Origin of the sequence: Burkholderia anthinoferrum (assembly GCF_002925705.1) — a bacterium.
GTDB classification, from domain to species: domain Bacteria; phylum Pseudomonadota; class Gammaproteobacteria; order Burkholderiales; family Burkholderiaceae; genus Burkholderia; species Burkholderia semiarida.
This window is the reverse complement of sequence record NZ_LFZP01000032.1, coordinates 381147-404935: the sequence shown is the minus strand read 5'-3', so window position 1 is coordinate 404935 and position 23789 is coordinate 381147. Positions and strand designations below refer to the sequence as shown.

General features: G+C 64.4%; 21 protein-coding genes. 17 read left to right on the top strand and 4 right to left on the bottom strand.

Annotation, left to right across the window (positions count from 1 at the left end):
- From C5F75_RS37040 to C5F75_RS11320, 6 genes are all read left to right on the top strand, one after another.
- The coding region (locus C5F75_RS37040; RefSeq protein ID WP_219817248.1) for a hypothetical protein at positions 1-249 on the top strand (249 nt) is incomplete at its 5' end.
- A gap of 109 nt (positions 250-358) precedes the next feature.
- On the top strand, positions 359-3223 hold the full coding sequence (locus tag C5F75_RS11340) for a 2-oxoglutarate dehydrogenase E1 component (RefSeq protein WP_059575755.1): 2865 nt from the start codon (positions 359-361) through the stop codon (positions 3221-3223).
- A gap of 135 nt (positions 3224-3358) precedes the next feature.
- Positions 3359-4636: a 2-oxoglutarate dehydrogenase complex dihydrolipoyllysine-residue succinyltransferase gene (odhB, locus tag C5F75_RS11335; RefSeq protein WP_059575753.1), complete on the top strand. Its 1278-nt coding sequence runs from the start codon at positions 3359-3361 to the stop codon at positions 4634-4636.
- An 81-nt stretch (positions 4637-4717) separates the two neighbouring features.
- Complete coding sequence (lpdA, locus tag C5F75_RS11330) at positions 4718-6148, top strand: dihydrolipoyl dehydrogenase (protein WP_059575751.1); 1431 nt, start codon at positions 4718-4720, stop codon at positions 6146-6148.
- A gap of 98 nt (positions 6149-6246) precedes the next feature.
- Complete coding sequence (gene zapE / locus C5F75_RS11325) at positions 6247-7344, top strand: cell division protein ZapE (protein WP_059575749.1); 1098 nt, start codon at positions 6247-6249, stop codon at positions 7342-7344.
- Between the two features lie 148 nt (positions 7345-7492).
- Complete coding sequence (locus C5F75_RS11320; protein ID WP_181035407.1) at positions 7493-7903, top strand: transposase; 411 nt, start codon at positions 7493-7495, stop codon at positions 7901-7903.
- Positions 7904-8013: 110 nt separating this feature from the next.
- Here C5F75_RS11320 and C5F75_RS11315 read toward each other — a convergent pair whose 3' ends face one another.
- The 4 genes from C5F75_RS11315 to C5F75_RS11300 form a co-directional block, all read right to left on the bottom strand.
- Complete coding sequence (locus tag C5F75_RS11315; RefSeq protein ID WP_104012242.1) at positions 8014-8475, bottom strand: DUF2147 domain-containing protein; 462 nt, start codon at positions 8473-8475, stop codon at positions 8014-8016.
- Between the two features lie 174 nt (positions 8476-8649).
- Positions 8650-10335, bottom strand: coding sequence for a ShlB/FhaC/HecB family hemolysin secretion/activation protein (locus tag C5F75_RS11310; RefSeq protein WP_059575744.1), 1686 nt, complete (start codon positions 10333-10335; stop codon positions 8650-8652).
- A 144-nt stretch (positions 10336-10479) separates the two neighbouring features.
- A complete protein-coding gene (locus C5F75_RS11305) occupies positions 10480-11829 on the bottom strand; it encodes a collagen-like triple helix repeat-containing protein (RefSeq protein ID WP_104012241.1) in 1350 nt (449 codons plus the stop codon).
- 40 nt (positions 11830-11869) lie between these two features.
- Positions 11870-13525 carry a collagen-like triple helix repeat-containing protein gene (locus C5F75_RS11300; RefSeq protein ID WP_104012240.1) on the bottom strand — a complete coding sequence of 552 codons (1656 nt, stop codon included), beginning with the start codon at positions 13523-13525 and terminating at the stop codon, positions 11870-11872.
- A 678-nt stretch (positions 13526-14203) separates the two neighbouring features.
- Here C5F75_RS11300 and C5F75_RS11290 point away from each other — a divergent pair.
- From C5F75_RS11290 to C5F75_RS11240, 11 genes are all read left to right on the top strand, one after another.
- Positions 14204-14431: a Flp family type IVb pilin gene (locus C5F75_RS11290; RefSeq protein WP_060965977.1), complete on the top strand. Its 228-nt coding sequence runs from the start codon at positions 14204-14206 to the stop codon at positions 14429-14431.
- A gap of 97 nt (positions 14432-14528) precedes the next feature.
- A complete protein-coding gene (locus C5F75_RS11285) occupies positions 14529-15029 on the top strand; it encodes an A24 family peptidase (protein ID WP_104012239.1) in 501 nt (166 codons plus the stop codon).
- Positions 15026-15472 (top strand): TadE/TadG family type IV pilus assembly protein, encoded by a 447-nt coding sequence (locus tag C5F75_RS11280; RefSeq protein WP_059575733.1) that lies wholly within the window; start codon positions 15026-15028, stop codon positions 15470-15472. The genes C5F75_RS11285 and C5F75_RS11280 overlap by 4 nt, the downstream gene beginning before the upstream one ends.
- Positions 15473-15562: 90 nt before the next feature.
- Positions 15563-16486, top strand: a complete 924-nt coding sequence (gene cpaB, locus C5F75_RS11275; RefSeq protein ID WP_059575732.1) for a Flp pilus assembly protein CpaB — start codon at positions 15563-15565, stop codon at positions 16484-16486.
- A gap of 65 nt (positions 16487-16551) precedes the next feature.
- Entirely contained in the window at positions 16552-17883 is a 1332-nt protein-coding gene (locus tag C5F75_RS11270) for a type II and III secretion system protein family protein (protein WP_104012257.1), read from the top strand.
- Positions 17884-17943: 60 nt separating this feature from the next.
- Positions 17944-19218 (top strand): fimbrial protein, encoded by a 1275-nt coding sequence (locus C5F75_RS11265; RefSeq protein WP_059575730.1) that lies wholly within the window; start codon positions 17944-17946, stop codon positions 19216-19218.
- A 3-nt stretch (positions 19219-19221) separates the two neighbouring features.
- Positions 19222-20595: a CpaF family protein gene (locus C5F75_RS11260; protein WP_059575728.1), complete on the top strand. Its 1374-nt coding sequence runs from the start codon at positions 19222-19224 to the stop codon at positions 20593-20595.
- Positions 20588-21580 carry a type II secretion system F family protein gene (locus C5F75_RS11255; protein WP_104012238.1) on the top strand — a complete coding sequence of 331 codons (993 nt, stop codon included), beginning with the start codon at positions 20588-20590 and terminating at the stop codon, positions 21578-21580. Before C5F75_RS11260 ends, C5F75_RS11255 begins: the two co-directional genes overlap by 8 nt.
- Before the next feature lie 4 nt (positions 21581-21584).
- Positions 21585-22577, top strand: coding sequence for a type II secretion system F family protein (locus C5F75_RS11250; RefSeq protein WP_060318302.1), 993 nt, complete (start codon positions 21585-21587; stop codon positions 22575-22577).
- Between the two features lie 18 nt (positions 22578-22595).
- Positions 22596-23438 (top strand): tetratricopeptide repeat protein, encoded by an 843-nt coding sequence (locus C5F75_RS11245; protein ID WP_060318757.1) that lies wholly within the window; start codon positions 22596-22598, stop codon positions 23436-23438.
- Positions 23439-23457: 19 nt separating this feature from the next.
- On the top strand, positions 23458-23787 hold the full coding sequence (locus C5F75_RS11240; RefSeq protein WP_059575722.1) for a DUF3613 domain-containing protein: 330 nt from the start codon (positions 23458-23460) through the stop codon (positions 23785-23787).
- Positions 23788-23789 lie beyond the last annotated feature (2 nt).

Sequence of the window (23789 nt, the reverse complement as noted above, 5' to 3'; positions counted from 1 at the left end):
TTGAACTGCTCGTTGTACTTCGTCATGAAAAACACCCCAAAGGTTGGACGGGTGTCCAACTTTTGGGGTGCAGTTCACTTCGGGCAGCCTTTTTCGCATCCGCGCATCGTGCAGCCGGATTGCCTGCAAAACACTGTTCCCGCGGGCCGCCGCAATCCGGCAAAACCCCGTCGCGCGGTGCTTTCACGCACATTTCGCCGCGAACTCCGGTATCGGTTCTGTGATATGCTGCGCGCACGCAAGTTTTAGGTCCTTCCAAGCAAGACTTGATTCGCAATCCGCTAAACGGTCAGGCCGTGTCGCGGAAGGTTGAGTAACCCGCTATTTCTCGAGAAGCTCGAAGAAAGGTGAGCGTAAAATGTCAGATGTAATGAAGCAGTTTCAGCTGAACTCCTATCTGTTCGGCGGCAATGCTTCGTACGTTGAAGAACTGTACGATGCATACCTCAACAATCCGGCGTCGGTGCCGGAGAACTGGCGAGAGTATTTCGACGCGCTGCAGAACGTGCCTGCAACGGACGGCTCGAACGCCAATGACGTCGCTCACTTCCCGATCGTCGAATCGTTCGCCGAGCGTGCGAAGGCCAATGCCTTCATCCCGCGCGAAAGCACCAGCAACCTCGCGACCGCACGCAAGCAGGTGCACGTCCAGTCGCTGATCAGCGCCTACCGCTTCCTCGGCTCGCAATGGGCCAATCTCGATCCGCTGAAGCGCCGCGAACGTCCCGCCATCCCCGAGCTCGAACCGGCTTTCTACGACTTCTCCGAGGGCGATCTCGACCAGACGTACAGCGCAAGCAACCTGTACTTCGGTTTCGACCAGGCGTCGCTGCGCGACATCGTCAAGGGTCTGCGCGACACGTACTGCGGCACGATCGGCGCCGAGTACATGTACATCAGCGATCCGGAACAGAAGCGCTGGTGGCAGGAGCGCCTGGAGTCGACCCGCGCGACGCCGTCGTTCTCGGCCGACAAGAAGAAGCACATCCTGAATCGCCTGACGGCCGCCGAAGGCCTCGAGCGCTACCTGCACACCAAGTACGTCGGCCAGAAGCGCTTCTCGCTCGAAGGCGGCGAAAGCTTCATCGCGGCGATGGACGAAGTCGTCCAGCACGCGGGCAAGAGCGGCGTGCAGGAAATCATCATCGGCATGGCGCACCGCGGCCGTCTGAACGTGCTGGTCAACACGCTGGGCAAGATGCCGGCCGACCTGTTCGCCGAATTCGAAGGCAAGCACGTCGACGACCTGCCGGCCGGCGACGTGAAGTACCACAAGGGCTTCTCGTCGGACGTGTCGACGGAAGGCGGCCCGGTCCACCTGTCGCTCGCGTTCAACCCGTCGCACCTCGAAATCGTGAACCCGGTGGTCGAAGGTTCCGCGAAGGCGCGGATGGACCGCCGCGGCGACGAGGACGGCCTGCAAGTGCTGCCGGTGCAGATCCACGGTGACGCGGCCTTCGCCGGCCAGGGCGTCGTGATGGAAACGCTGAACCTCGCGCAGACGCGCGGTTACGGCACGCACGGCACGCTGCACATCGTCATCAACAACCAGATCGGCTTCACGACGTCCGACCCGCGCGACGCGCGCTCGACGCTGTACTGTACCGACGTCGTCAAGATGATCGAAGCGCCGGTGCTGCACGTGAACGGCGACGATCCGGAAGCCGTCGTGCTCGCGATCCAGATCGCGATCGACTACCGGATGCAGTTCCACAAGGATGTCGTGATCGACATCGTCTGCTTCCGCAAGCTGGGTCACAACGAGCAGGACACGCCGGCCGTCACGCAGCCGCTGATGTACAAGAAGATCGCGCAGCACCCGGGCACCCGTGCGCTGTACGCCGAGAAGCTCGTGCAGCAGGGCGTGATCACCGCCGAAGACGCCGACAACTACGTGAAGGCGTACCGCAAGGCGATGGACGACGGCCACCATACCGTCGACCCGGTCCTGTCGAACTACAAGAGCAAGTACGCGGTCGACTGGGTGCCGTTCCTGAACCGCAAGTGGACGGACGCAGCCGACACGGCCGTGCCGCTCGCCGAACTGAAGCGCCTGGGCGAACGCATCACGACGGTCCCGGAAAACTTCAAGGTTCACCCGCTCGTCGAGCGCGTGATCAACGACCGCCGCAACATGGCGCGCGGCGACCAGCCGCTCGACTGGGGCATGGCCGAGCATCTCGCATTCGCGTCGCTCGTCGCATCGGGCTACTCGGTGCGCCTGACGGGCCAGGACTCGGGCCGCGGCACGTTCACGCACCGTCACGCGGTGCTGCACGACCAGAACCGCGAGCGCTGGAACGACGGCACGTACGTGCCGCTGCAGAACATCGCCGAAGGCCAGGCGAAGTTCACGGTGATCGACTCGGTGCTGTCGGAAGAAGCGGTGCTGGGCTTCGAATACGGTTACTCGACCGCCGAGCCGAACACGCTCGTGCTGTGGGAAGCGCAGTTCGGCGACTTCGTCAACGGCGCGCAGGTCGTGATCGACCAGTTCATCTCGTCGGGCGAAGTGAAGTGGGGCCGCGTGTCGGGTCTCACGATGCTGCTGCCGCACGGCTACGAAGGCCAGGGTCCGGAACACTCGTCCACGCGTATCGAGCGTTTCCTGCAGCTGTGTGCCGATCACAACATGCAGGTCGTCCAGCCGACGACGCCGGCGCAGATTTTCCATCTGCTGCGCCGCCAGATGATCCGCCTGTTCCGCAAGCCGCTGATCGTCGCGACGCCGAAGTCGCTGCTGCGCCACAAGGAAGCGGTGTCGGACCTGTCGGAACTCGCGAAGGGCTCGTTCCAGCCGGTGCTGGGCGAAATCGACGGCGGCATCGACGCGAAGAAGGTCAAGCGCGTGCTGGTGTGCTCGGGCCGCGTGTACTACGACCTCGTCGCGCACCGCCGCGAAGCGAAGGCGAACGACGTCGCGATCATCCGTATCGAGCAGCTGTATCCGTTCGCGCACAAGCAGTTCGAAGCCGAAATGAAGAAGTACGAGAACGCGACTGAAGTGGTCTGGGTGCAGGACGAGCCGCAGAACCAGGGCCCCTGGTTCTACGTCGAGCACCACCTGAAGGAAGGCATGAAGGAAGGGCAGAAGCTGGCGTACAGCGGCCGTCCGGCTTCGGCCTCGCCGGCGGTTGGCTACTACGCGAAGCACTACGAGCAGCAGAAGGCCCTGATCGAAGGTGCATTCGGCCGCCTGAAGAGCGCATCGATCGCGAAATAACCGACGTCAAGCGAAACGGGAAGGCGCACGGCGCTTTCCCGTTCCTTTTGGCCCGCCGGCGCGTGGCGCGCCGCACCGGCTGAAGGAATCGCACGAACCTCGTCATACCCCAGATTAAGCATCCAGGAAAATCACATGGCTATCGTAGAAGTCAAAGTCCCCCAGCTGTCGGAGTCGGTGTCGGAAGCCACCATGCTGCAGTGGAAGAAAAAGCCGGGCGAAGCAGTCGCGCAGGACGAAATCCTGATCGAACTCGAGACCGACAAGGTCGTCCTCGAAGTGCCGGCGCCGGCGGCGGGCGTGCTCGCGCAAGTGCTGCAGAACGACGGTGACACGGTGGTCGCCGATCAGGTGATCGCGACGATCGACACCGAAGCGAAGGCAGGTGCCGCCGAAGCCGCGGCAGGCGCCGCCGAAGTCAAGCCGGCGGCCGCGCCCGCCGCGGCCGCACCGGCTGCGCAACCGGCCGCCGCCACCGCATCGAGCTCGGCGGCTGCGTCGCCGGCCGCGGCCAAGCTGCTGGCCGAGAAGGGCCTGTCGACGGGCGACGTCGCGGGTTCGGGCCGCGACGGCCGCGTCACGAAGGGCGACGCGCTGGCGGCAGGCAGCGCACCGAAGGCTGCTCCGGCCGCCGCACCGGCGAAGACCGCCGCCGCGAAGCCGTCGCTGCCGGAAGTGAAGGTGCCGGCGTCGGCAGCGACCTGGCTGAACGACCGTCCGGAACAGCGCGTGCCGATGTCGCGCCTGCGTGCGCGTATCGCCGAGCGTCTGCTCGAGTCGCAGCAGACCAACGCGATCCTGACGACGTTCAACGAAGTGAACATGGCTCCGGTCATGGAGCTGCGTAACAAGTACAAGGACAAGTTCGAGAAGGAACATGGCGTGAAGCTCGGCTTCATGTCGTTCTTCGTGAAGGCGGCCGTCCATGCACTGAAGAAGTTCCCGCTGGTGAACGCGTCGATCGACGGCAACGACATCGTCTACCACGGCTACTTCGACATCGGTATCGCGGTCGGGTCGCCGCGCGGCCTGGTCGTGCCGATCCTGCGCAACGCGGATCAGCTGAGTCTCGCCGAGATCGAGAAGAAGATCGCCGAATTCGGCCAGAAGGCGAAGGACGGCAAGCTGTCGATCGAGGAAATGACGGGCGGTACGTTCTCGATCTCGAACGGCGGTGTGTTCGGCTCGATGCTGTCGACCCCGATCATCAACCCGCCGCAGTCGGCCATCCTCGGCGTGCACGCGACGAAGGAGCGCCCGGTCGTCGAAAACGGCCAGATCGTGATCCGCCCGATCAACTACCTCGCGCTGTCGTACGACCACCGCATCATCGACGGCCGCGAAGCCGTGCTGTCGCTCGTCGCGATGAAGGACGCGCTGGAAGATCCGGCACGCCTGCTGCTCGACCTGTAAGCCGAGTCTCACTGCATCGACCCGTTCTGCACGTTCGCGCCCACGCGCGAACGTGCAGGCGTACAAGTAGAAAGGATTGTCATGTCCAAGGAATTTGACGTCGTCGTGATCGGCGCCGGCCCTGGCGGCTACATCGCCGCGATTCGCGCCGCGCAGCTCGGCAAGACCGTTGCCTGTATCGAGAAGTGGAAGAACCCGGCCGGCGCGCTGAAGCTCGGCGGTACCTGCCTGAACGTCGGCTGCATCCCGTCGAAGGCGCTGCTGGCTTCGTCGGAAGAGTTCGAGAACACGTCGCATCACCTGGCCGACCACGGCATCACCGTCGACGGCGTGAAGATCGACGTCGCGAAGATGCTCGGCCGCAAGGATGCGATCGTCGAGAAGATGACGAGCGGGATCGAGTTCCTGTTCAAGAAGAACAAGATCACCTGGCTGAAGGGCCATGGCAAGTTCACCGGCAAGACCGATGCCGGCGTGCAGATCGAAGTGAGCGGCGAGGGCGAAGCCGAAGTCGTCACCGCGAAGAACGTGATCATCGCGACGGGCTCGAAGGCGCGTCATCTGCCGGGCATTCCGGTCGACAACAAGATCGTGTCGGACAACGAAGGCGCGCTGACGTTCGACTCGGTGCCGAAGAAGCTCGCCGTGATCGGCGCAGGCGTGATCGGCCTCGAGCTCGGCTCGGTGTGGCGCCGTCTGGGCGCCGAAGTGACGGTGCTCGAAGCGCTGCCGGCATTCCTCGGCGCAGCCGACGAAGCGCTCGCGAAGGAAGCGGCCAAGCTGTTCAAGAAGCAGGGCCTCGACATCCATCTCGGCGTGAAGATCGGTGACGTGAAGACGACCGCGAACGGCGTGTCGATCGCCTACACGGACAAGGACGGCAATGCGCAGACGCTCGACGCCGACCGCCTGATCGTGTCGGTCGGCCGCGTGCCGAACACCGACAACCTCGGCCTCGAGGCCATCGGCCTGAAGGCGAACGAGCGCGGCTTCATCGATGTGGACGACCACTGCCGTACGGCCGTGCCGAACGTCTACGCGATCGGCGACGTGGTGCGCGGCCCGATGCTCGCGCACAAGGCGGAAGACGAAGGCGTGCTGGTCGCGGAAGTGATCGACGGCCAGAAGCCGCACATCGACTACAACTGCATTCCGTGGGTGATCTACACGTACCCGGAAATCGCATGGGTCGGCAAGACGGAGCAGCAGCTGAAGGCGGAAGGCCGCGAGATCAAGACGGGCAAGTTCCCGTTCTCGATCAACGGCCGCGCGCTCGGCATGAACGCGCCGGACGGCTTCGTGAAGATGATCGCGGATGCGAAGACCGACGAATTGCTCGGCGTGCACGTGATCGCCGCGAACGCGTCGGACCTGATCGCGGAAGCCGTGGTGGCGATGGAATTCAAGGCGGCGTCGGAAGACATCGCCCGCATCTGCCATCCGCACCCGTCGATGTCGGAAGTGATGCGCGAAGCGGCGCTCGCCGTCGACAAGCGCTCGCTGAACAGCTGAGCACGGCGTAGCGCCTGCCGGCCGTCGGCCGGCGCAGCCGTCTCATGACGAAGGCGGGCGGGGTTTCCCGCTCGCCTTCGTCCTTTCCGGTTTGCCCGATGAACGTCACCGAATACTACACGCGCGAGCTGACCACGCGCGGCTATCAGTCCGATCCCGCTCAGCGCGCGGCCGTCGATCGCCTGCAGCGCTGTTTCGACGAATGGGTCGAGTACAAGGCGCGCCGCTCGAACGCGTTCAAGAAGCTGATCAATCATCCGGATCTCCCGCGCGGCGTCTATATGTGGGGTGGTGTCGGCCGCGGCAAGAGCTTCCTGATGGACAGCTTCTACGCGGTGGTGCCCGTGCAGCGCAAGACGCGCCTGCATTTCCACGAATTCATGCGCGAAGTGCACCGCGAGCTCGAGGAGCTGAAAGGGCAGGCCGATCCGCTCGACGAACTCGCACGACGCATCGCGAAGCGCTACCGGCTGATCTGCTTCGACGAGTTCCACGTGTCGGACATCGCCGACGCGATGATCCTGTACCGGCTGCTCGATCGCCTGTTCAACAACGGCGTGCAGTTCGTGATGACGTCCAATTACGATCCCGACGACCTGTATCCGGACGGCCTGCATCGCGACCGCATGCTGCCGGCGATCGCGCTGATCAAGGAGAAGCTCGACGTGCTCAACGTCGATGCGGGCGTCGACTATCGCCAGCGCACGCTCGCGCAGGTGAAGATGTATCACACGCCGCTCGGCGCGGACGCCGATCGCGAATTGCGCCATGCATTCGGCAAGCTCGCGGCCGTGCCCGACGAGAGCCCGATCCTGCATATCGAGAAGCGTGAGCTCAAGGCGCTGCGCAAGGCGGACGGCGTCGTGTGGTTCGATTTCGCGACGTTGTGCGGCGGCCCGCGTTCGCAGAACGATTACCTCGAACTGGCGAGCCGCTTCCATGCGATCGTGCTGTCCGAGGTGCCGCAGATGTCGCCGCGGATGGCGTCCGAAGCGCGCCGCTTCACGTGGCTCATCGACGTGCTGTACGATCACAAGGTCAAGCTGCTGATGTCCGCGGCGGTGCCGGCGGAGGCGTTGTACGTCGAAGGCCCGATGGCCAACGAATTCGCGCGTACGGTCTCGCGCATCGTCGAGATGCAGTCGAAGGAGTATCTCGAAACGCCGCGCCGTATCGTCGATACGTCGTTGACCTGAACCGGTTGCCGGTCGGGAAAGTGGCGGGGTTTAAACATCAATTTCGGTTAAATTTCGTCAATCTTCGGGTATTTTCGGATTTGTCTTATATTCATCGTTGAGGTGAGCCGATATTGTGGTGTCATGGTTATTAAGGCTGGAGATGTCCATGACACCGTATCGCGATTTGACCGACCACGAATGGCGCTGCGTCGCGCCGCTTCTGCCCGAAATGCAGCCGCGCACCGAGTTGCGCGGCCGGCCGTTAGCCAATACGCGCGCCGTGCTGAACGGTGTGCTGTGGGTGATCTACAGCGGCGCAACGTGGTCGGCCATGCCGCGCCGTTACCCGTCGTATCAAACATGTCATCGCCGCTTCAAGGTATGGCACGAAACGGGCACGTTGATGAACGTGATGCGCGAGCTCTATGGCGACGCCGGCATGAATCTTTGCAATGAACTGTCCGCGCGGATGCGCAAGCACACGCAATCGAAGGCGGCGCAGGCGCGCAGCAACGCGGCGCCCGCATATCGCGCACCGGGCAGCTATGCACCGGATACGATGAAGCACGCAGCGTGATGGCCATCGGTTTCCGTTGTGCGCGCACCAAAAGCAATCGGCCTGGCGACGTCGTCGCAGGCCGATTTTTTATTGAGTCGTGCTAATCGCGCGTTCGGGCGCGTACCGCGTTATTGCTGGCGAACCCAGGTTTGTGACCGGCCCAGCAGCGACACGCCGATGTAGCCGCGCACCACGAGCTTCTGGCCGCCGTCTTCAAGCGTCATCTTGCACTTGTAGACCTTGCCGTTCTCCGGGTCGAGGATGTTGCCGCCGTCCCAGTGGTCGCCGTCCTTCTTCATCGCCTTGATGATCGTCATGCCCTTGATGAGCTGATCCTTGCGCTCGTCCGTGCACGCGGTGCAGCGGCGATCGGGTGTATCGTTCGCGCCGAGTCCCTTGACGACCTTGCCCGTCAGCGAGCCGTCGCCGTCCTCGGCGATCTGTACCAGTGCCTTCGGTTGATGGGTGTTGTCGTCGATCGTCTGCCACATGCCGATCGGGCTGTCGGCCTGCGCGAACGTGGGCGCTGCGCACGCGAGCAGGGCGCCGGCGATGGCGATTGCACGCAACGGGCGGGTCAGGTGAATCATTGTCTTCCTCCTTGTTTTGCATGTCTGTTCGATTCGCTCGCACGACCGTCTGCATGGGGCGGGCATGTTGCGAGCTTCGCCAGAATACGTGAAACAGCACGCTACGTTTGATAGAGGGGACTCTAATCGAAACAGCCGGCATGGCGCCGGCCGTTTCGTGGTTTGGGTGACCGATCAGTTGAGCTGATACGAGAACGCGGCGTTGATGCGCGGGCTGCGTGACGCGCTTTCGACCGGCGCATCGCCCACCGGTTTCGCGACGTTCAGATCGAGGCTGTAGTAGCGGCTGTCCGTGAGCCGCACGCCGACGGCGACCGACGACATGCGGTTCGGCGATGGCGTGCCCGCGTGCAGATACACGCGGGCCATGTCGTACGCGATGTACGGCGTGATCGATTTCAGATACGTCCAGCCCGGCGTGAAGCCGCGGTTGACTTCCAGCGACATCCCCCAGCCCGAGTCGCCCGACGTTTCGCCCGGCTGGTAACCGAGCGCGTAACGGGTCGAGCCGAACGAGATCTGTTCGGACGTCGGCAGCGAGTCGGGACTGTATTGCCCGGTCAGCGAAACCGACGTGCCGATCCGGAACGGCCATTCGTTCGTCTGCGTGAACGTCGCGCCGGTGCGAACGAAAGTCAGCGAGATCGGGCTGTCCACCGAGGTCGTCGTCGTGCCGACGGTAATGTCCTGCGCTTTCGATGCGCCGAGGATATTGAAGCCCTTCGCGACGTTGACGCTCAGCTTCTGCACCTGTTTCGGCTGGACACTCGTGTAGTCGAGCTGCATCTGCAGCACGCGGACTTGCGAGCGCGTGTCGATGCTGTTGCCGTTGATCTTGCTCTGGTAACGATCTTCGTTGTGCGACGCATAGCCAGACACGGTGCCGAGCAGGCTGCGCTGGTTGTTCAGCAAGATCGGATAGGAAGCCGAAAGACCGAGTTTCTCGTTCTTGACCGTGCGCTCGACTGACGACGGCAGGCCGGGGTTGTCGGTCGGCTTGCCGCGATACGTGCTCGCATCGAGACGCGTGATCAGGCCGCTGCTGCCGACCGGCAGCGCGCCGCTGAACGCGAAGTAGGTCTGCTTGTCGCGTCCCGGCGGTGCGAGCGCCGAGATGCTCAACTGCTCGCCGAACCGCGTAAGGCCGTTTTCGGTCGCGGTGATGAGGCCCTGGACGCCCGGGTGGTTGAAGTCGACCCCCGTGCTGACGTTGAATGGCTTGCGATCGACTGCGAGCTCGAGCGTCGTCGCGCCGTCGGTGGTTTGCGGCGGCGGGACGTTCGCTTTCACCGTGAGGCCGGGCAGCAGGCCGAACGTGTTCACGTAGCGCTCGAACGTGGCCCGGCGCAGCGGACGATCGGCCGTGATGTGCGCGGCAATCGCGCGAATCTTCGGTTCCATCGCGCCGGGTTTGCCGGTGACCTTGACGTCCGACACATAGCCTTCGACCACCGTGATGCGCACGACGCCGTTCTCGAACGTCTGCGCGGGAACGAACGCGAACGACAGCGCGTAGCCGCGTTCCTGATACAGCTTCGTCACACCGTTGGCGGTTTCGATCAGCTCGCCGATCGTGATGTCCTTGCCGACGAGCGGCGTGAAGCGGCGCGTGATTTCCTCGAACGGTATCGACTTCACACCTTCGACCTGGAACGTCTTCGGCGTCAGGTGCCGCGACAGCAGCTCCTGCAATTGCGGGGCCTGCGGCGCGACCTGAACGGTGACGTTCGGGCCCGTCTTCGGTGCGTTGATCTGGGGGAGGGAGTCGAGCGGGTTACCGCCGACGCGCGTTTGTGCCTGTGCCGTGCCTGCTGCCGCGATGGCGAGCAGCATCATCCATCTGTCGAGTCTGGATTTCATTGTTCTTCCTCGTAGGCCTTGCTTTTCGTCTTCTTTGTAATGCCGGCACGCGACACCAGGGTGTCGCGCGCCGCGTGCCGCTATGCCGGGCGTGTTGGTACGGCCGCGTCAGTCGCTCCGGCTGCGATGACGCGACCGTCCTCCTTACTTGCCGACGCTACCCAGCGTACCCAGCAACCCCGTGACCGGCGCCAGCAGGCCCGTCGAACCGCTGCCGGACGATGCCGTACCCGACACGCTGCCGACCAGCGACGTGACCGGCGCGAGCGGGCTCGAGCCCCCGGACCCTGCCGCACTGCCCACTGCTCCGGTGACAGTATTCAGCAAACCGGTGACGGGCGCGAGAGGGTTTGCACTGCCTGCGCCACCCGTTGCGCCGCCGAGCGTGCCGGTGACCGTCGAGACGAGGCCCGTGACCGGTGCGAGCGGGCTGCTGCCCGAGCCGCCCGTTGCGCCGCCGAGCGCGCCCGTGAGTGAGCCGAGCGGCGTCGAGCCGAGACCCGACAACAGGCCGCCGAGCGGGTTCGTCGAACCGGAACCCGATGACGAGCCGTTCTGGACGGTTGCCGTCGAGCCACCGACGAGGCTCGTGATCAGGCCGGGAATCGGTGCCGCGCCGTTCGGGCCGTTCGGATTGACGAGGCCGCCGGCGTTGGTCACGGTATTGCCGACCGCGGTCACGAGCTGGCCGACGTCGCCGACGAGCGGCTGGCTCGACGTTGCGCCGACCTGCTTGCCGGCCGAGCTGATGGCGCCGCCGATCTGGCCGAGCAGGCCCGACACGGGTTGGCCGAGGCCGGTCGTCGTGCCGACCTGCTGCGTGACCTGGCCGGCGGTGATCACGAGCGGCGTGATCGCCGAGCTGATCGGCTGCGTGACCTGCTGCACGGCGCCCGACGACAGCGTCGAGCCGATCGTCGTGCCGGCGGCCGTCAGGCCGTTGGCGACCGTGTCCAGCACGGTGCCGACCGGCGTCGTGACCGGTGCGAGTGGTGCCAGCGGGCCCGTGCCCAGCGCCTTGACCGTCGAGCTCAGGCCGGACACCGTGTTGCTGGTCGCACCGACGACGTTGCCGAGACCGGCCACCGTGGTGCCGACCGGGTCCTTCGTCGAGCCGATCTGCCCGAGCCCGTTGCTCACCGCGTCGGCTGCCGCGCCGACGATCGTGCCGGTGCTCGCCAGTGTGCTGCCGACGCCCTTCGTCACGCCGTCGCCGAGGCCCGGCAGGCTGATGTTGCCGACCGTGCTGCCGAGGTCGCTGGCCGTCTGGCCGACCGTGCTGATGACGCCCTTGGTGCCGGTCGACGAGCCGCTGGTGCCGCTCGTGCCCGGCGTGCCGCTCGTGCTCGGGTTGTTGTTGTCGTTGCTGCTGGTCGGCGGCGAGCTGACGCCGCCGCCGCCGCAGGCGGCCAGCAGGCACGCCGCGGCAAAGGCGGTGAGGGGCACGCGCCACTGGCGCAGGGCGGCGGTCGTGATGGAACGTTGCTGGGACATGATGGACTCCTCGCTGTCTTTTCGATGAATGGATGTCGGATTACTTGCCGTGCGTGCCGCCGAGCAGGCCGCCGATCAGCGACGTGACGGGCGCAAGCAGATTCGACGACGAACCCGAGTTCGTGACGGCACCCGTGCCGCCGCTCAGTGCCGGTGCGCTGACCGTGCTGGTGACAGCGGGGACCGGGGCGGCAATCGGATTACCGCCGCCCGCTACGCTGCCGAGTGCGCCGGTAACCGCGGAGACGAGGCCCGTAACCGGGGCGAGCGGGCCACCGCTGCCGCCTGTTGCGCCGCCGAGCGCGCCTGTCACGGTGGAGACCAGACCGGTAACCGGCGCGAGCGGACCACCGCTGCCGCCTGCTGCGCCACCCAGTGCACCGGTGACCGTCGAGACAAGGCCCGTGACCGGCGCGAGCGGACCACCGCTGCCGCCCGCTGCGCCGCCCAGTGCACCGGTGACCGTGGACACGAGACCCGTGACCGGCGCAAGCGGGCCGCCGCTGCCGCCTGCTGCACCACCCAGTGCACCGGTGACCGTGGAGACGAGACCCGTGACCGGCGCGAGCGGGCCGCTGCCGCCACCCGTTGCGCCGCCGAGTGCGCCGGTGACCGTCGAGACGATGCCGGTGAGCGGAGCGAGCGGGTTGGTCACGCCGCCGGTGCCGCCCGTGAGCAGGCCGCCGACCGCCTTCACGGTGTTGCCGGTCGACGAGACGGTGTTGCCGAGGCCCGTGGTGACCGGGTTGCCGCCCGTCGATGCGAGCAGGGCGCCGGCCTGGTTCAGGCCGTTGCCGACCGTGCCGAGCAGCGTGTTGACCGGTGCGCCGAGGCCGGTTGCCGAACCGATCGTCTGGGTCGTCTGGCCGACCATCGTCGTGATCGGCGTGATGGCCGAGCTAACCGTTTGCGTGACTTGCTGGATCGGGCCGGTCGACAGCGCGTTGGTGAGCGTGGTGCCGCCGTTCGACACGGCGCCGCCGAGCGTCGAGACGAGGCCGCCGACGGCGCCCGTGACGGGCGCGAGCGGCGACAGCGGGCCGCTGCCGAGGCTCGTGACCAGGTTGCCCGTTTGCGTGACTGCGCCGCCGAGCTGATTGACCACGCCGCCGGTGCTGGCAACCGTGGTGCCGACCGGATCCTTCGTCGCGCCGAACTGGCCGAGACCGCTGCCGAGGCCGTTGCCCAGGGCGGTGACCGCGCCGCCGACGCTTTGTACGATGCCGCCCGCGGATTGCGTGGTGGCCGGATTGACGCCCGGCAGCGTCTGGCTGCCGATGACGGAGCCGAGGCCGGAGACGGTGCCGCCGGCATTCGTGATGATGTTGCCGGTGCTTGCGAGGACATTTCCCACTGGATTCGCCGACACACCCGAGGTGCCGGACGTACCGCTCGTGCCCGAAGTTCCGCTGGTGCCCGACGTTCCGCTCGTACCCGAGGTCCCGCTAGTGCCGGACGTGCCGCTCGTGCCCGAGGTGCCGCTGGTGCCGGACGTACCGCTCGTGCCCGACGTGCCGCTCGAGCCATTGCCGCCCGACGTGGAGATCGTATCGCCGCCGCCCGAGCTCGAGCCGCCGCCGAGGCCCTGGCTGATGGAGCCGGAGCCGCCGCATGCGGAGAGGGAAAGCATGGCTGCAACGGTGGCCGCGATCAGAGTCGTCCGGAACACGCCATGAGGGATAACCTTAATGTCCATTTCGTCCTCGCATTAAAAGTGTGTTGTGAACTGCGTTGTGTTGAGTGGTGCGAGGACTACTCTGCAACTGTCGTGCCATTTCGATGCCCGACGGTTCGGCAACAGGTTTTAAACGAGGCAATTCCTTGTCGGCAAAGGAAGTTCCGGAAATTGAAAGATTGTTGAATCTGTTTAAGTGCAGAGGAATGAGAACGGTTTCGCCCGTTTCGTAACGTAACGTCACAACAATGGCGTTACGCGTGGGGCGTAACGCGGGGCCCACACGGGCTTGGTGGACGCGGCAATTGTTTTACTGGTGGATTAGGTGTGCACATCTAACCTATCGTAAATCCTATGTGTAAGTCGTACCGAAACGCCGTACAAATACGTCGTGCTCCTGGTCATTTTTTTCCGGCAGAGTGGTTAAAAGAGGTTGGAATTCAAATAGGATCGGATATAGAATCCGGAGCAGATGTAAGGGTATGTACGGTTCGGTACACTACGTTCGAGGAGGAGCGCTATCGCGAATGTTAACTTGCATCAAATCGTGAGCAATGCCCTTCGGGGCGACCTATAAAGAAAGCGCACCCGGTTGTCGTTACAGCAGATGTGACGAACGGTCCGGGGCAAACGGCCAGATATGCGGGGACGTATACGTATAAAAGGCCAGAAAACGTAAATACAGGCACGAGGAATAAAATGAAAGCAATCATCAAGCGTTTCCTTAAGGAAGAAGACGGGGTTACCGCGATCGAGTATGGGCTGATCGCGGGTCTTATCGCTGTCGCGATCGTCGCCGGGGTGACGAACATCGGCAGCAGTCTCGGCAACATGTTCACCAATCTCGGCACGTGCGTGTCGTCTCCTTCGTCTACGAACTGTTCCGCCTCCGCGATTCGGGCAACTCCGACAACCACGGCGGGCTAAGCCGACTTCTTCTTTTCCGGAAGTCGTCGTGGCGCAGTAGCGGGCGGACTACCTCGGTAATCCGCCCGCCCTTGCATCTGCTGCGGATCGTGGTGCGATGGGACATCTCATTTTTAGCGGGGTATTTCTGACCTGGGCCGGCTCGGTCGTGGTCAGCGATATTCGTTTCCGCCGTATTTCGAACACCCTTGTCGTGGCCGGATTAATCGGCGGGGTCGGCGCTGCATGCGTGGCCGCGAGTCCATTTGGCATTTCCGTGCATCAGGCAGTGGTCGGCATGCTGATCGGCCTGATCGGATTGATGCCGTTTTTCCTTCTGCGCGTCATGGGCGCAGCAGACGTCAAAATTTTCGCCGTGCTCGGCATCTGGTGCGGTGCGCATGCGCTGCTTTGGCTCTGGGTGGCTGCCAGTCTGGCTGCAGGGCTGCACGCGCTCGTGCTGATGCTGTTGTCGCGCACGTCGCTCGGAGGCTTGTGGCGGCAGCGCGCGCCAGTGCTGGCAGTTGGCGGGTATCGCGCGACGCCTTATGCCGCATGCCTCGCGGTGCCGGCTGCCGCCTGGTTGGTCTATCTGGTCGCAATCGGGGGCGTGCGATGAAACGACAGAACGCATGCCGGAGATGGCGACGGCAACGTGGAGCGACAGCGGTGGAGTTTGCAATCGTGTTTCCGCTGTTCTTCGTGATTTTCTACGCGATTCTGAGTTTCGGGATGATTTTCCTTATTCAGCAGAGCTTGACGCTGGCTGCAAGCGAGGGCGCGCGTGCTGGGTTGGCTTATGCACCGGACCTCTCGACGCGCGTCGCGAACGCCAAGACGACCACGCAGAACGTTCTAGGTTGGCTGAACAGCAGTCCGCCCAACGTGGTGGCGCAGCAGTGCAACTACAACGGAACGCCTACGCCGTTGCTGTACTGCCTGACGGTCACGGTGAGCTATACGCCTGATAGCTGGATGACGATCATGCCGTTCCTCGGGACGATCATGACCAAACCACTGACGGGTACGGCAGTGGTGCAAATTCCGCAGTCGATGCTGTGAGTTGGGCATCATGATGCGATAGATCTGTCACGTGCAAATCGCGCGACAAGAAGAAACTGATTGGATTCAATCCGGCATCCATACGACAACATGGCCAACAACATAACGAAGATCATCGCGGGGCTGCTGATTGCGATCGCGGTTCTGCTCGGAATCTATGCATGGGTGCTTGGACGCAGCGTGTCAAGTCCCACGCCGGCACAGCCGATGGTGGCGGCAACGGCGGTGCCGATCGTCATTGCAACGCGTGCTTTGTCCGGTGGACAGCCGATCCCGGCCGATGCGCTGAAGATCCAGGCGACGGTGCCGGCACCGGCAGGCGCTTTCAGCGACCCCGCTGCGCTGGCTGGCCGCGTGCCGATTCGCGACATTCCGGCCTCGACCCCGGTCGTTGCGGATGCACTCGTGTCGGGGCTTGCCGAGGACGTGCAGCCCGGCGAGCGCGCGGTTGCGGTTCGGGTCGACGAAACGAACGCGGTCGGCAACCGCCTGCGGCCCGGAAATTTCGTCGACGTGTTCCTGAACCTGAAACGCGAAGTCGGCAGCACGATGCTTGACGGCGAGGTTTCGCAGACACAGGCGCGGCTTCTGTTGTCGAAGGTCAGGGTGCTGTCGTTCGGCGATGCGACCGCCGAGCGCGACAGCGGCAACAACAACGGTGGTAATGGGCAACCGACCGGCGCCCGCATCGCGGTGCTCGCGGTGCCGACCGCGCAGGTCGATGCGCTGACGCTCGGCGAGGCGACCGGCCGCCTGACCTTGGCATTGCGCAACCCGCGTGACGACGATCTTGCGCTGCAGACGGTCGCAGTACGTACGGATAACAAGCTGTCGCCGTCGGCGCTGGCCGCAGCAGGCGTCTCGCTGCAGCAACTGTCGGGCACACCGAGAACGCCCGTAGCCAGTACGAACCTGCCTCCGTTGCCGTCGCACCTGCCGCCGCCTGTACGGCCGAGCGGGGGGGGCGGCATCGAAGTGATTCGCGGCGGCCGGTCGGAAACGGTTGCTTATTGAACCAGGTCGACGGCCATCGATACCAGCGACGACAAGCAAAAGGCCGCGCGCCGGTCTACCAAACGATGAAAAACACTCTGATTGCATTCGCGATTGCCATCTGCATCATGACCTTCGCTTCGCTCGCAAGCGCGAGCGCTACGATCGAACTCGCCGTCGGCGCACAACGGCAGATTTCGGCGGGCCGCACGCTGCAGCGCGTCGCAGTCGGTGATCCGGCAATTGCCGACGTGCTGATCATGAAGGGTAGCCGCTCCGGTTCCGTGCTGCTCACTGCGAAGGCTCCCGGCGCAACCAACGTGATGCTGTGGGAGCGCGGGCACGATGAACCAAGGATCTGGAACGTCGCGGTGGTCGACGCGGCCGCGCAAGCCGTGCTCGACGGCGCTACGCCGCGCGTGAATGCATACGGCGGCACGGCCGTGCTGCAAGGCTCGGCCGCGTCGCTCGAGGCACATGCGCGTGCGGCCGCGGTCGGCAAGAACATGAGCGGCAAGGGCGCCGTGATCGACCGCTCGACGGTGCCCGGCAAGAGCGTCGTGCAAGTCGATGTGCGGGTCGTCGAATTCAGCCGTTCGGTGCTCAAGCAGGTCGGGTTCAATTTCTTCAAGCAAAGCAACGGCTTTTCGTTCGGATCGTTTTCGCCGGGCGGCGTGCAATCCTATAGCGGCGGGTCGGGCCCGGGGACCGGGGGATACGTTCCGACGCTCGGATCGCCAGTCGCGTCCGCATTCAACCTGGTCGTGAACGCGGCCGGACGCGGCATCTTTGCCGACCTGTCTCTGCTGGAGGCGAACAATCTCGCGCGCGTGTTGGCCGAGCCGACACTGGTCGCGCTGTCCGGGCAGAGCGCGAGCTTCCTCGCGGGAGGCGAGATTCCGGTGCCATCGCCGCAGGGGCTCGGTTCGACGGCGATCCAGTGGAAGCAATACGGCGTCGGGCTCTCGTTGACGCCGACGGTCTTGAGTCCGAGCCGGATCGCGCTGAAGGTCGCGCCCGAATCGAGTCAGCTCGACTTCGTGAACAGCGTGACGATCAGCGGCGTCGCAGTGCCCGGCATTACGACGCGCCGCGCGGATACGACCGTCGAACTGGGCGACGGCGAGAGCTTCGTGATTGGCGGGCTGATCGATCGCCAGACGATGTCGAACGTGAGCAAGGTGCCGTTGCTCGGCGATCTGCCGATCATCGGGTCCTTCTTCAAGAATCTGAGCTATCAGCAGAACGACAAGGAACTGCTGATCATCGTGACGCCGCATCTCGTTGCGCCGATTGCCAAGGGTGCAGTGTTGCCCGCGACGCCCGGCGAGTTGTCCGAGCAGCGCGACGGGCCGGTCTGGAAATCGTATCTGGGCGGAGTTGCGTCGCCCGACGCTGCTCCCGGATTTTCGAAATGAGTGGAATGTCTCGCGGCTTGCGATGCAACGCCACGCCTTGTGTAATCGGGGGTGTTCGACATGAATGCGCGAATTCAATCCTTGTGTGAACCCGCCGTGACCGACTATTTCGTTTGTGCGTCGCAGCATGAGGCACATGTCCGCTGGCTGGCCGATACGCTCGTATCGGCCGGCGCGGTCGAGGCCGCATCGCTCGATCCGGGTGTGCTGGCGCAACGCATTACGGGCCTCAATCCGACGCTCGTTTTTATCGATTTCTCCGACGGCAGCGCGGCGGCGAGCATTGCCGCGGCTGCGATTCGCGCCACGCATCCGGGGCTGCCCATTGTCGCGCTGGGTTCGCTCGCACAGCCGGAGAGCACGCTCGCTGCATTGCGCGCCGGCGTCCGCGATTTCATCGACGTGTCGGCTCCGGCGGAAGATGCTTTGCGCACCACGCGCGGGTTGCTGGAGAACGTCGGCGAGCCGGCGAGCCGCCACGGCAAGCTCGTTGCATTGCTCGGCGCGCGTGCGGGCATGGGGGTGAGCACGCTCGCGGCGAATCTGGCCGTATGGTTGCAGAAGCGCTCGGTGAGCCCGGACGGGAGCGGCGTGCCGAACGGCGGGACGCCGGCCGGTCGCCAGACCGCGCTCGTCGACCTCGGGTTACCAGCGGGTGATGGCGCGTTGTTCCTGAATACGCGCTGTGAATTCCATTTCATCGATGCGGTTCACAACCTGCGCCGCATCGACAGGACCTTCGTGAATACTGCGCTGACCCGGCATGAGAGCGGCGTTGCGTTGACGACGCTGCCGGCGGATCTTGGCGCGCTGCGCGACGTGTCGTACGCGTCGTGCGCCGGTTTGCTGAACCGGTTTCGCGCATTCTTCGATCAGCAGATCGTCGACCTCGGCGGTTTTTCGAATCGCGAATTCGTGGCACAAATCACGAGCTCCGCCGACGAAGCATGGCTCGTCTGCGATCAGGGCGTCGCGTCGATCGTATCGGCGGCCGATTTGCTCACCGGGCTGCGCGATGCGGGTGTCGAGACCGATCGCATGCGGCTCGTCGTCAACCAGTACGACCCCGCGCTCGATCTGACGCCCGGGCAGATCGCGGAGCGGCTAGGGCTGTCGCTGGCCGGCACGTTGCCGTCGCGCCGCGTCGCGATCGGTCATGCGGCCAACCAGGGGCGACTCATCGTCGATATGGCGGAGCGCGATCCGTACGTGCGCGCGCTCGAGTCGCTCGCCGCGCGGCTGCCGGGCGTGTCGATTCGTCCGGCTGCACCCGGTCCGGCGTCTGGATTGTCCGCGCTGAAGCGTTTCATTCAACCCTTGTCCAAGCGGTCGTAAGCGATGGCACACGACATTCAATTTGCCGACGGCGCAGCGCCGTTCTCCCAGACTCAGCAGTTCCACGACATCAAGAATGCCGCGCACGAACACTTGCTGACGCGCATCGAAGAATTGGGCGCCGAGTTCGGCAGATGGTCCCGCCAGGCGATCAACCAGTTCGTCGATCTCGAGATCGACAGCTTCGTGCGCCTGCGCCGCATTCCGCTCAATGAAAACGAGGTACGGACGATCGCGGAGGCGCTGACGAAGGAACTCGCGGGTTTCGGCCCGATCGAGGATTTGCTGGCGGACCCGGCGGTCGAGGACATCCTGATCAACGGCTACAACGACGTGTATGTGTCGCGTCACGGGATTCTTGCCAAGCTGCCGGTGCGTTTCACCGATAACGCGCACCTGTTGCGCATCGTGCGGCGGATACTCGCGCCGATCGGTCGCCGGCTCGACGAGTCGAATCCGATGGTCGATGCACGGCTGCCCGACGGCGGCCGCGTGAACGTCGTGATCGAGCCGCTGTCGATCGATGGTCCGGTCGTGTCGATCCGAAAATTCCGCAAGGATCCGCTGAAGCCGTCCGACCTGCTTGGTAACGGGACATTCAACGAAGAGATCAACACGTTGCTTCAGGCGGCGGTCGAGGCGCGCTGCAACATTCTCGTGTCGGGCGGTACGAGTTCCGGTAAAACCTCGCTGCTCAACGCGCTCGCGTTCCATATTCCGGAAATAGAGCGTGTCGTGACGATCGAGGATACGGCCGAGTTGTCGCTGAACCACCCGCACGTCGTGCGGCTCGAGAGCCGTCCGGGCGGGTTCGACGGCACCGGTATCGTGTCGATTCGCGACTTGCTGCGCAATACGTTGCGGATGCGTCCGGACCGGATCATCGTCGGCGAAGTACGCGGCGGCGAGGTGCTTGAAATGCTGCAGGCCATGAACACAGGCCACGACGGCTCGATGGGCACGGTGCACGCGAGTTCTCCACGCGAGTGTCTGTACCGTCTCGAGATGCTTGCCGGTTTTGCAGGTTTCCAGGGCACCGAGTCGAGCCTGCGTCGGCAGATCGCGAACGCCATCGACTTCATCGTGCAGATAGGACGCCTGTCGAACGGGCGGAGACGGATTCTGTCGATCACCGAAGTGACCGGGCTGTCCGACAACATCATCGCGACCCAGGAGCTTTACCGCTATGAAGCGCGTGTGACGCCGGAGGGCGAGGAAGTCGATCACTGGGAAACCCTGGGCATTCATCCGCATTCACCGAAGCTTGCGCGCTTCCGTCAGACGCTGACGAGCGGTGGGTTCGGCGATGCCGGATTCGGTGGCGGCGGCTTTGGCGGTGGCGGGTTCGGCCGCGGCGGCGGGGGCTTCAATGTATAGCGGGATGGTGTGGGCGCTGGCGCTCGCGATGCTGTGTGTCGCGGCTGCGATGATGCTGTGGCATCACGCGCAGACCCGGCGCGTAAGGACCGACGCGAAGCGTTTCATCGACAGCCGGCTCGAGCCTGGCGCACGTGTCGACGCACCGGCGAAGCGTGCGCCGGCGGCTGGTGCAGTGCGTGCCGTACAGCAGCCGGGAGCGGCACGGAAGGTATCGTCGGATGCCTTTTGGGTGCACTGGTATGCGACCGCATCCGAATATCTGTCCAACCTTGCAAGCCGTGCGGGGATAGACGATGCGCGCGGCAAGGCGGTCGTCGCGATTGCCGCGCTCGTTGCGGCTGCAGTCATTGCCGGCAGTCACGGCGGCATGCTGGCGTGTTGCGCGGCGATCATTTGCGGTAGCGCGATACTCGGTGTCTGGCTCGCGTCGCGGATCCAGCGGCGACGGCTGAAGATCGTGCGGCAGATCCCGTCGTTCCTCGACGGGATCGTGCGTCTCGTGACACTGGGCAACAGCGTACCGGCTGCTTTCCAGTCGTCACTGTTGACGACCGAGGAGCCGCTGCGCGGCTGTCTCGACGTCGTGTCGCGGATGCTGCGCGGCGGTATCGAGATCGACCGCGCCATGATGCACATCGCGAAGATCTACCGGACCGAAGAGTTTGAGCTCGTCGGGTCGGTGTTGCGTTTGTCGGTCAAATATGGCGGTCGTGCGGATGTGATGCTCGAGCGGATGGCCGTATTCATGCGCGATCTCGAGCAGGCCGAGCGTGAATTGACCGCGATGTCGTCGGAGACGCGGCTGTCCGCGTTCGTCCTCGTCATGCTGCCGATCGCAATCGGGAGCTTTGTCGTGATGACCAATCCGAAGTACCTGTACGGGATGTGGGGCGATCCGAGCGGGCGGTCGCTGCTCATGATCGCGTTCCTGGCTCAAGTGGTCGGCAGCATATGGTTGTATCGAATGGCTCGGCTCAGGTGACGCTATGACAGCAACTCAGATCGGGGCGATTGCGTTGGCCGTGGGCGCGCTCGGGGTGCTGCTCCTCGGGATGGCCGTGACGTTACGTGCGAATGCCGCGGCGCGGGCGGAACGAGCATTGGTCGATGCGCTGGATCGGCGAATGGCTGCACTGGAGGCGGCGAAAGCGCGGCCCGCGCAGGATGGCGATGCGCAGGCGAAAGCCAACGCGCGTCGCGGGCGGCGCGTCGAACGTTGGCTGGATCGCCTGTCGGCGGCAGGCATGCGCTGGCTGGACACCGGATTCGGCAAATATGCCGTCGCCGAAGAGGATCGTCGCCTGCTGGAGCAGTGCGGGTATGTCGATGCACGCACGCGTGGGCTGTTTCTGAGCGCGCGGGTGGCATGCGGGATCGTGTTGCCGCTGCTGTTCGCGATTTTCGCGAGCGGGCGCATGAAAGGCAGCATCTGGATGGTCGGCATGTGCGCTGCCTTCGGGCTCGGCTTCATGCTGCCGAAACTCTACGTGCAGCGCCGCGCCGCGTCGCGGCGACAGAGCGTCGTCGACGAATTGCCGCTACTCGTCGACATGTTGCGCTTGCTGCAAGGCGTCGGCCTGTCGCTCGATCAAAGCCTGCAGGTCGTGACGAACGATTTTCGGGGGATGCTGCCGGTCTTGTCGTCGGAGGTGGGAATCGCGCAGCGTCAGTTCGCCGCCGGCCGTACGCGCGAGCAGTCGCTGCAGCGGCTGTCCAGTGGATTCGACAACGAGGATTTGCGCGCGATCGTGCGATTGATGATTCAGGTCGACAAGCATGGCGGTGCGGTGCAGGAACCGCTCAAGCAGTTCGGCGATCGTTTGCGCGAGACGCGTCGTGCGATGCTGCGCGAACGGATCGGCAGATTGACGGTAAAGATGACGGGCGTGATGGTGCTGACGCTGTTGCCGGCCTTGCTGATCGTGACGGCGGGACCGGGCATGCTGGCGGTGATGCGCGCGTTGTCGTCGCAGCATTGAAGGATGGAAGGACAGACGATGAAGCGAATCGGCGAAGCGGTAACCCGGGCGGGCATGCTGGCGGCGGCGCTGCTGCTCGGTGCATGCGCGACCAAGGAAAGCGGGTATGGCGTCGGCGCGCAGACCGAGCGTGCGGCACTGATGCAAGCAGCAGATCAGAAGCAGTCCGTGCCCGATACGCCGGGGATGTATCTCGGTCTGATTCAGCGCATGCAAGCGCAGGGACTCTATTACGCGTCGCTCGCGCACATCGATGCATATGACAAGACATACGGTGTCATGCCGGAATCGATCCTGTTGCGTGCGGACGCGCTGCGGATGACCGACCAGCCGGCCGCAAGTGCCGCTGTGTATGGACAATTGCTGAAGACGCCGCTTGCGGCACGCGGCTATCGCGGGCTGGGGTTGCTTGCGGGCGCCGCAGGCGATTTCGACCGTGCGGTGCAAGCGCTGACGCAAGCGTCGGAGCTCGCGCCGACGGATCCGTCGCTACTGTCCGACCTTGCTTATGCGAAGTTGCGCAGCGGCGACGTCGTCGGCGCGCGAGTGCCGCTGATGAAAGCTGCCGAACTCGATCAGCGCAATCCAAAAATCGTCAGCAACCTTGTGCTGTATCTGTTTGCGGCAGGACGTGCGCAGGATGCGCAACGGCTGATGAACCAGCAGCATCTGCCGCCGGAAATTCGCAAGGACATCAATGGTGATGCCGCGAAGATTGCCGCGGCAGTGCGTGCGCAGCAGCGCGCGATCGCGACGCCGCCGGTGGTGTCGCGGCCCGGCGCGACGACGGCGATCACGCCGATGGCGAACAACTTCGGTTACGACCAGACTGTGCCGCTGCTGCAACGGTTTGCGCAATGAACAGCTATCGGGGAACGATATGAACGACAACACACACAATCGAAGCGCACGCGCGGGGCGGATGGCGGCGCTGGCCGCTATCGTCTGCATCGTAACGGGTTCTGCTGCCGCATACGGTCAAGACGCCGTGACACTGGGTGCGTCCGAGGTCGGCCGCTCGACCAAAGACTGGCTCGCGATGCAACGCGACAACCGCGCGGCGGCTCCGACGCAACCTGTGTTCGGCGACGTCGCGTCGCTCGCGTACCAGCGCTATCTGGATTCGTTCAAGAACAAGATTCCGGATTCGATGAGTTCGCAGCTCGGCGCAGTGGGTGGCATGTCGGGCGGCGGGCAGGGCGCGCAATAAGC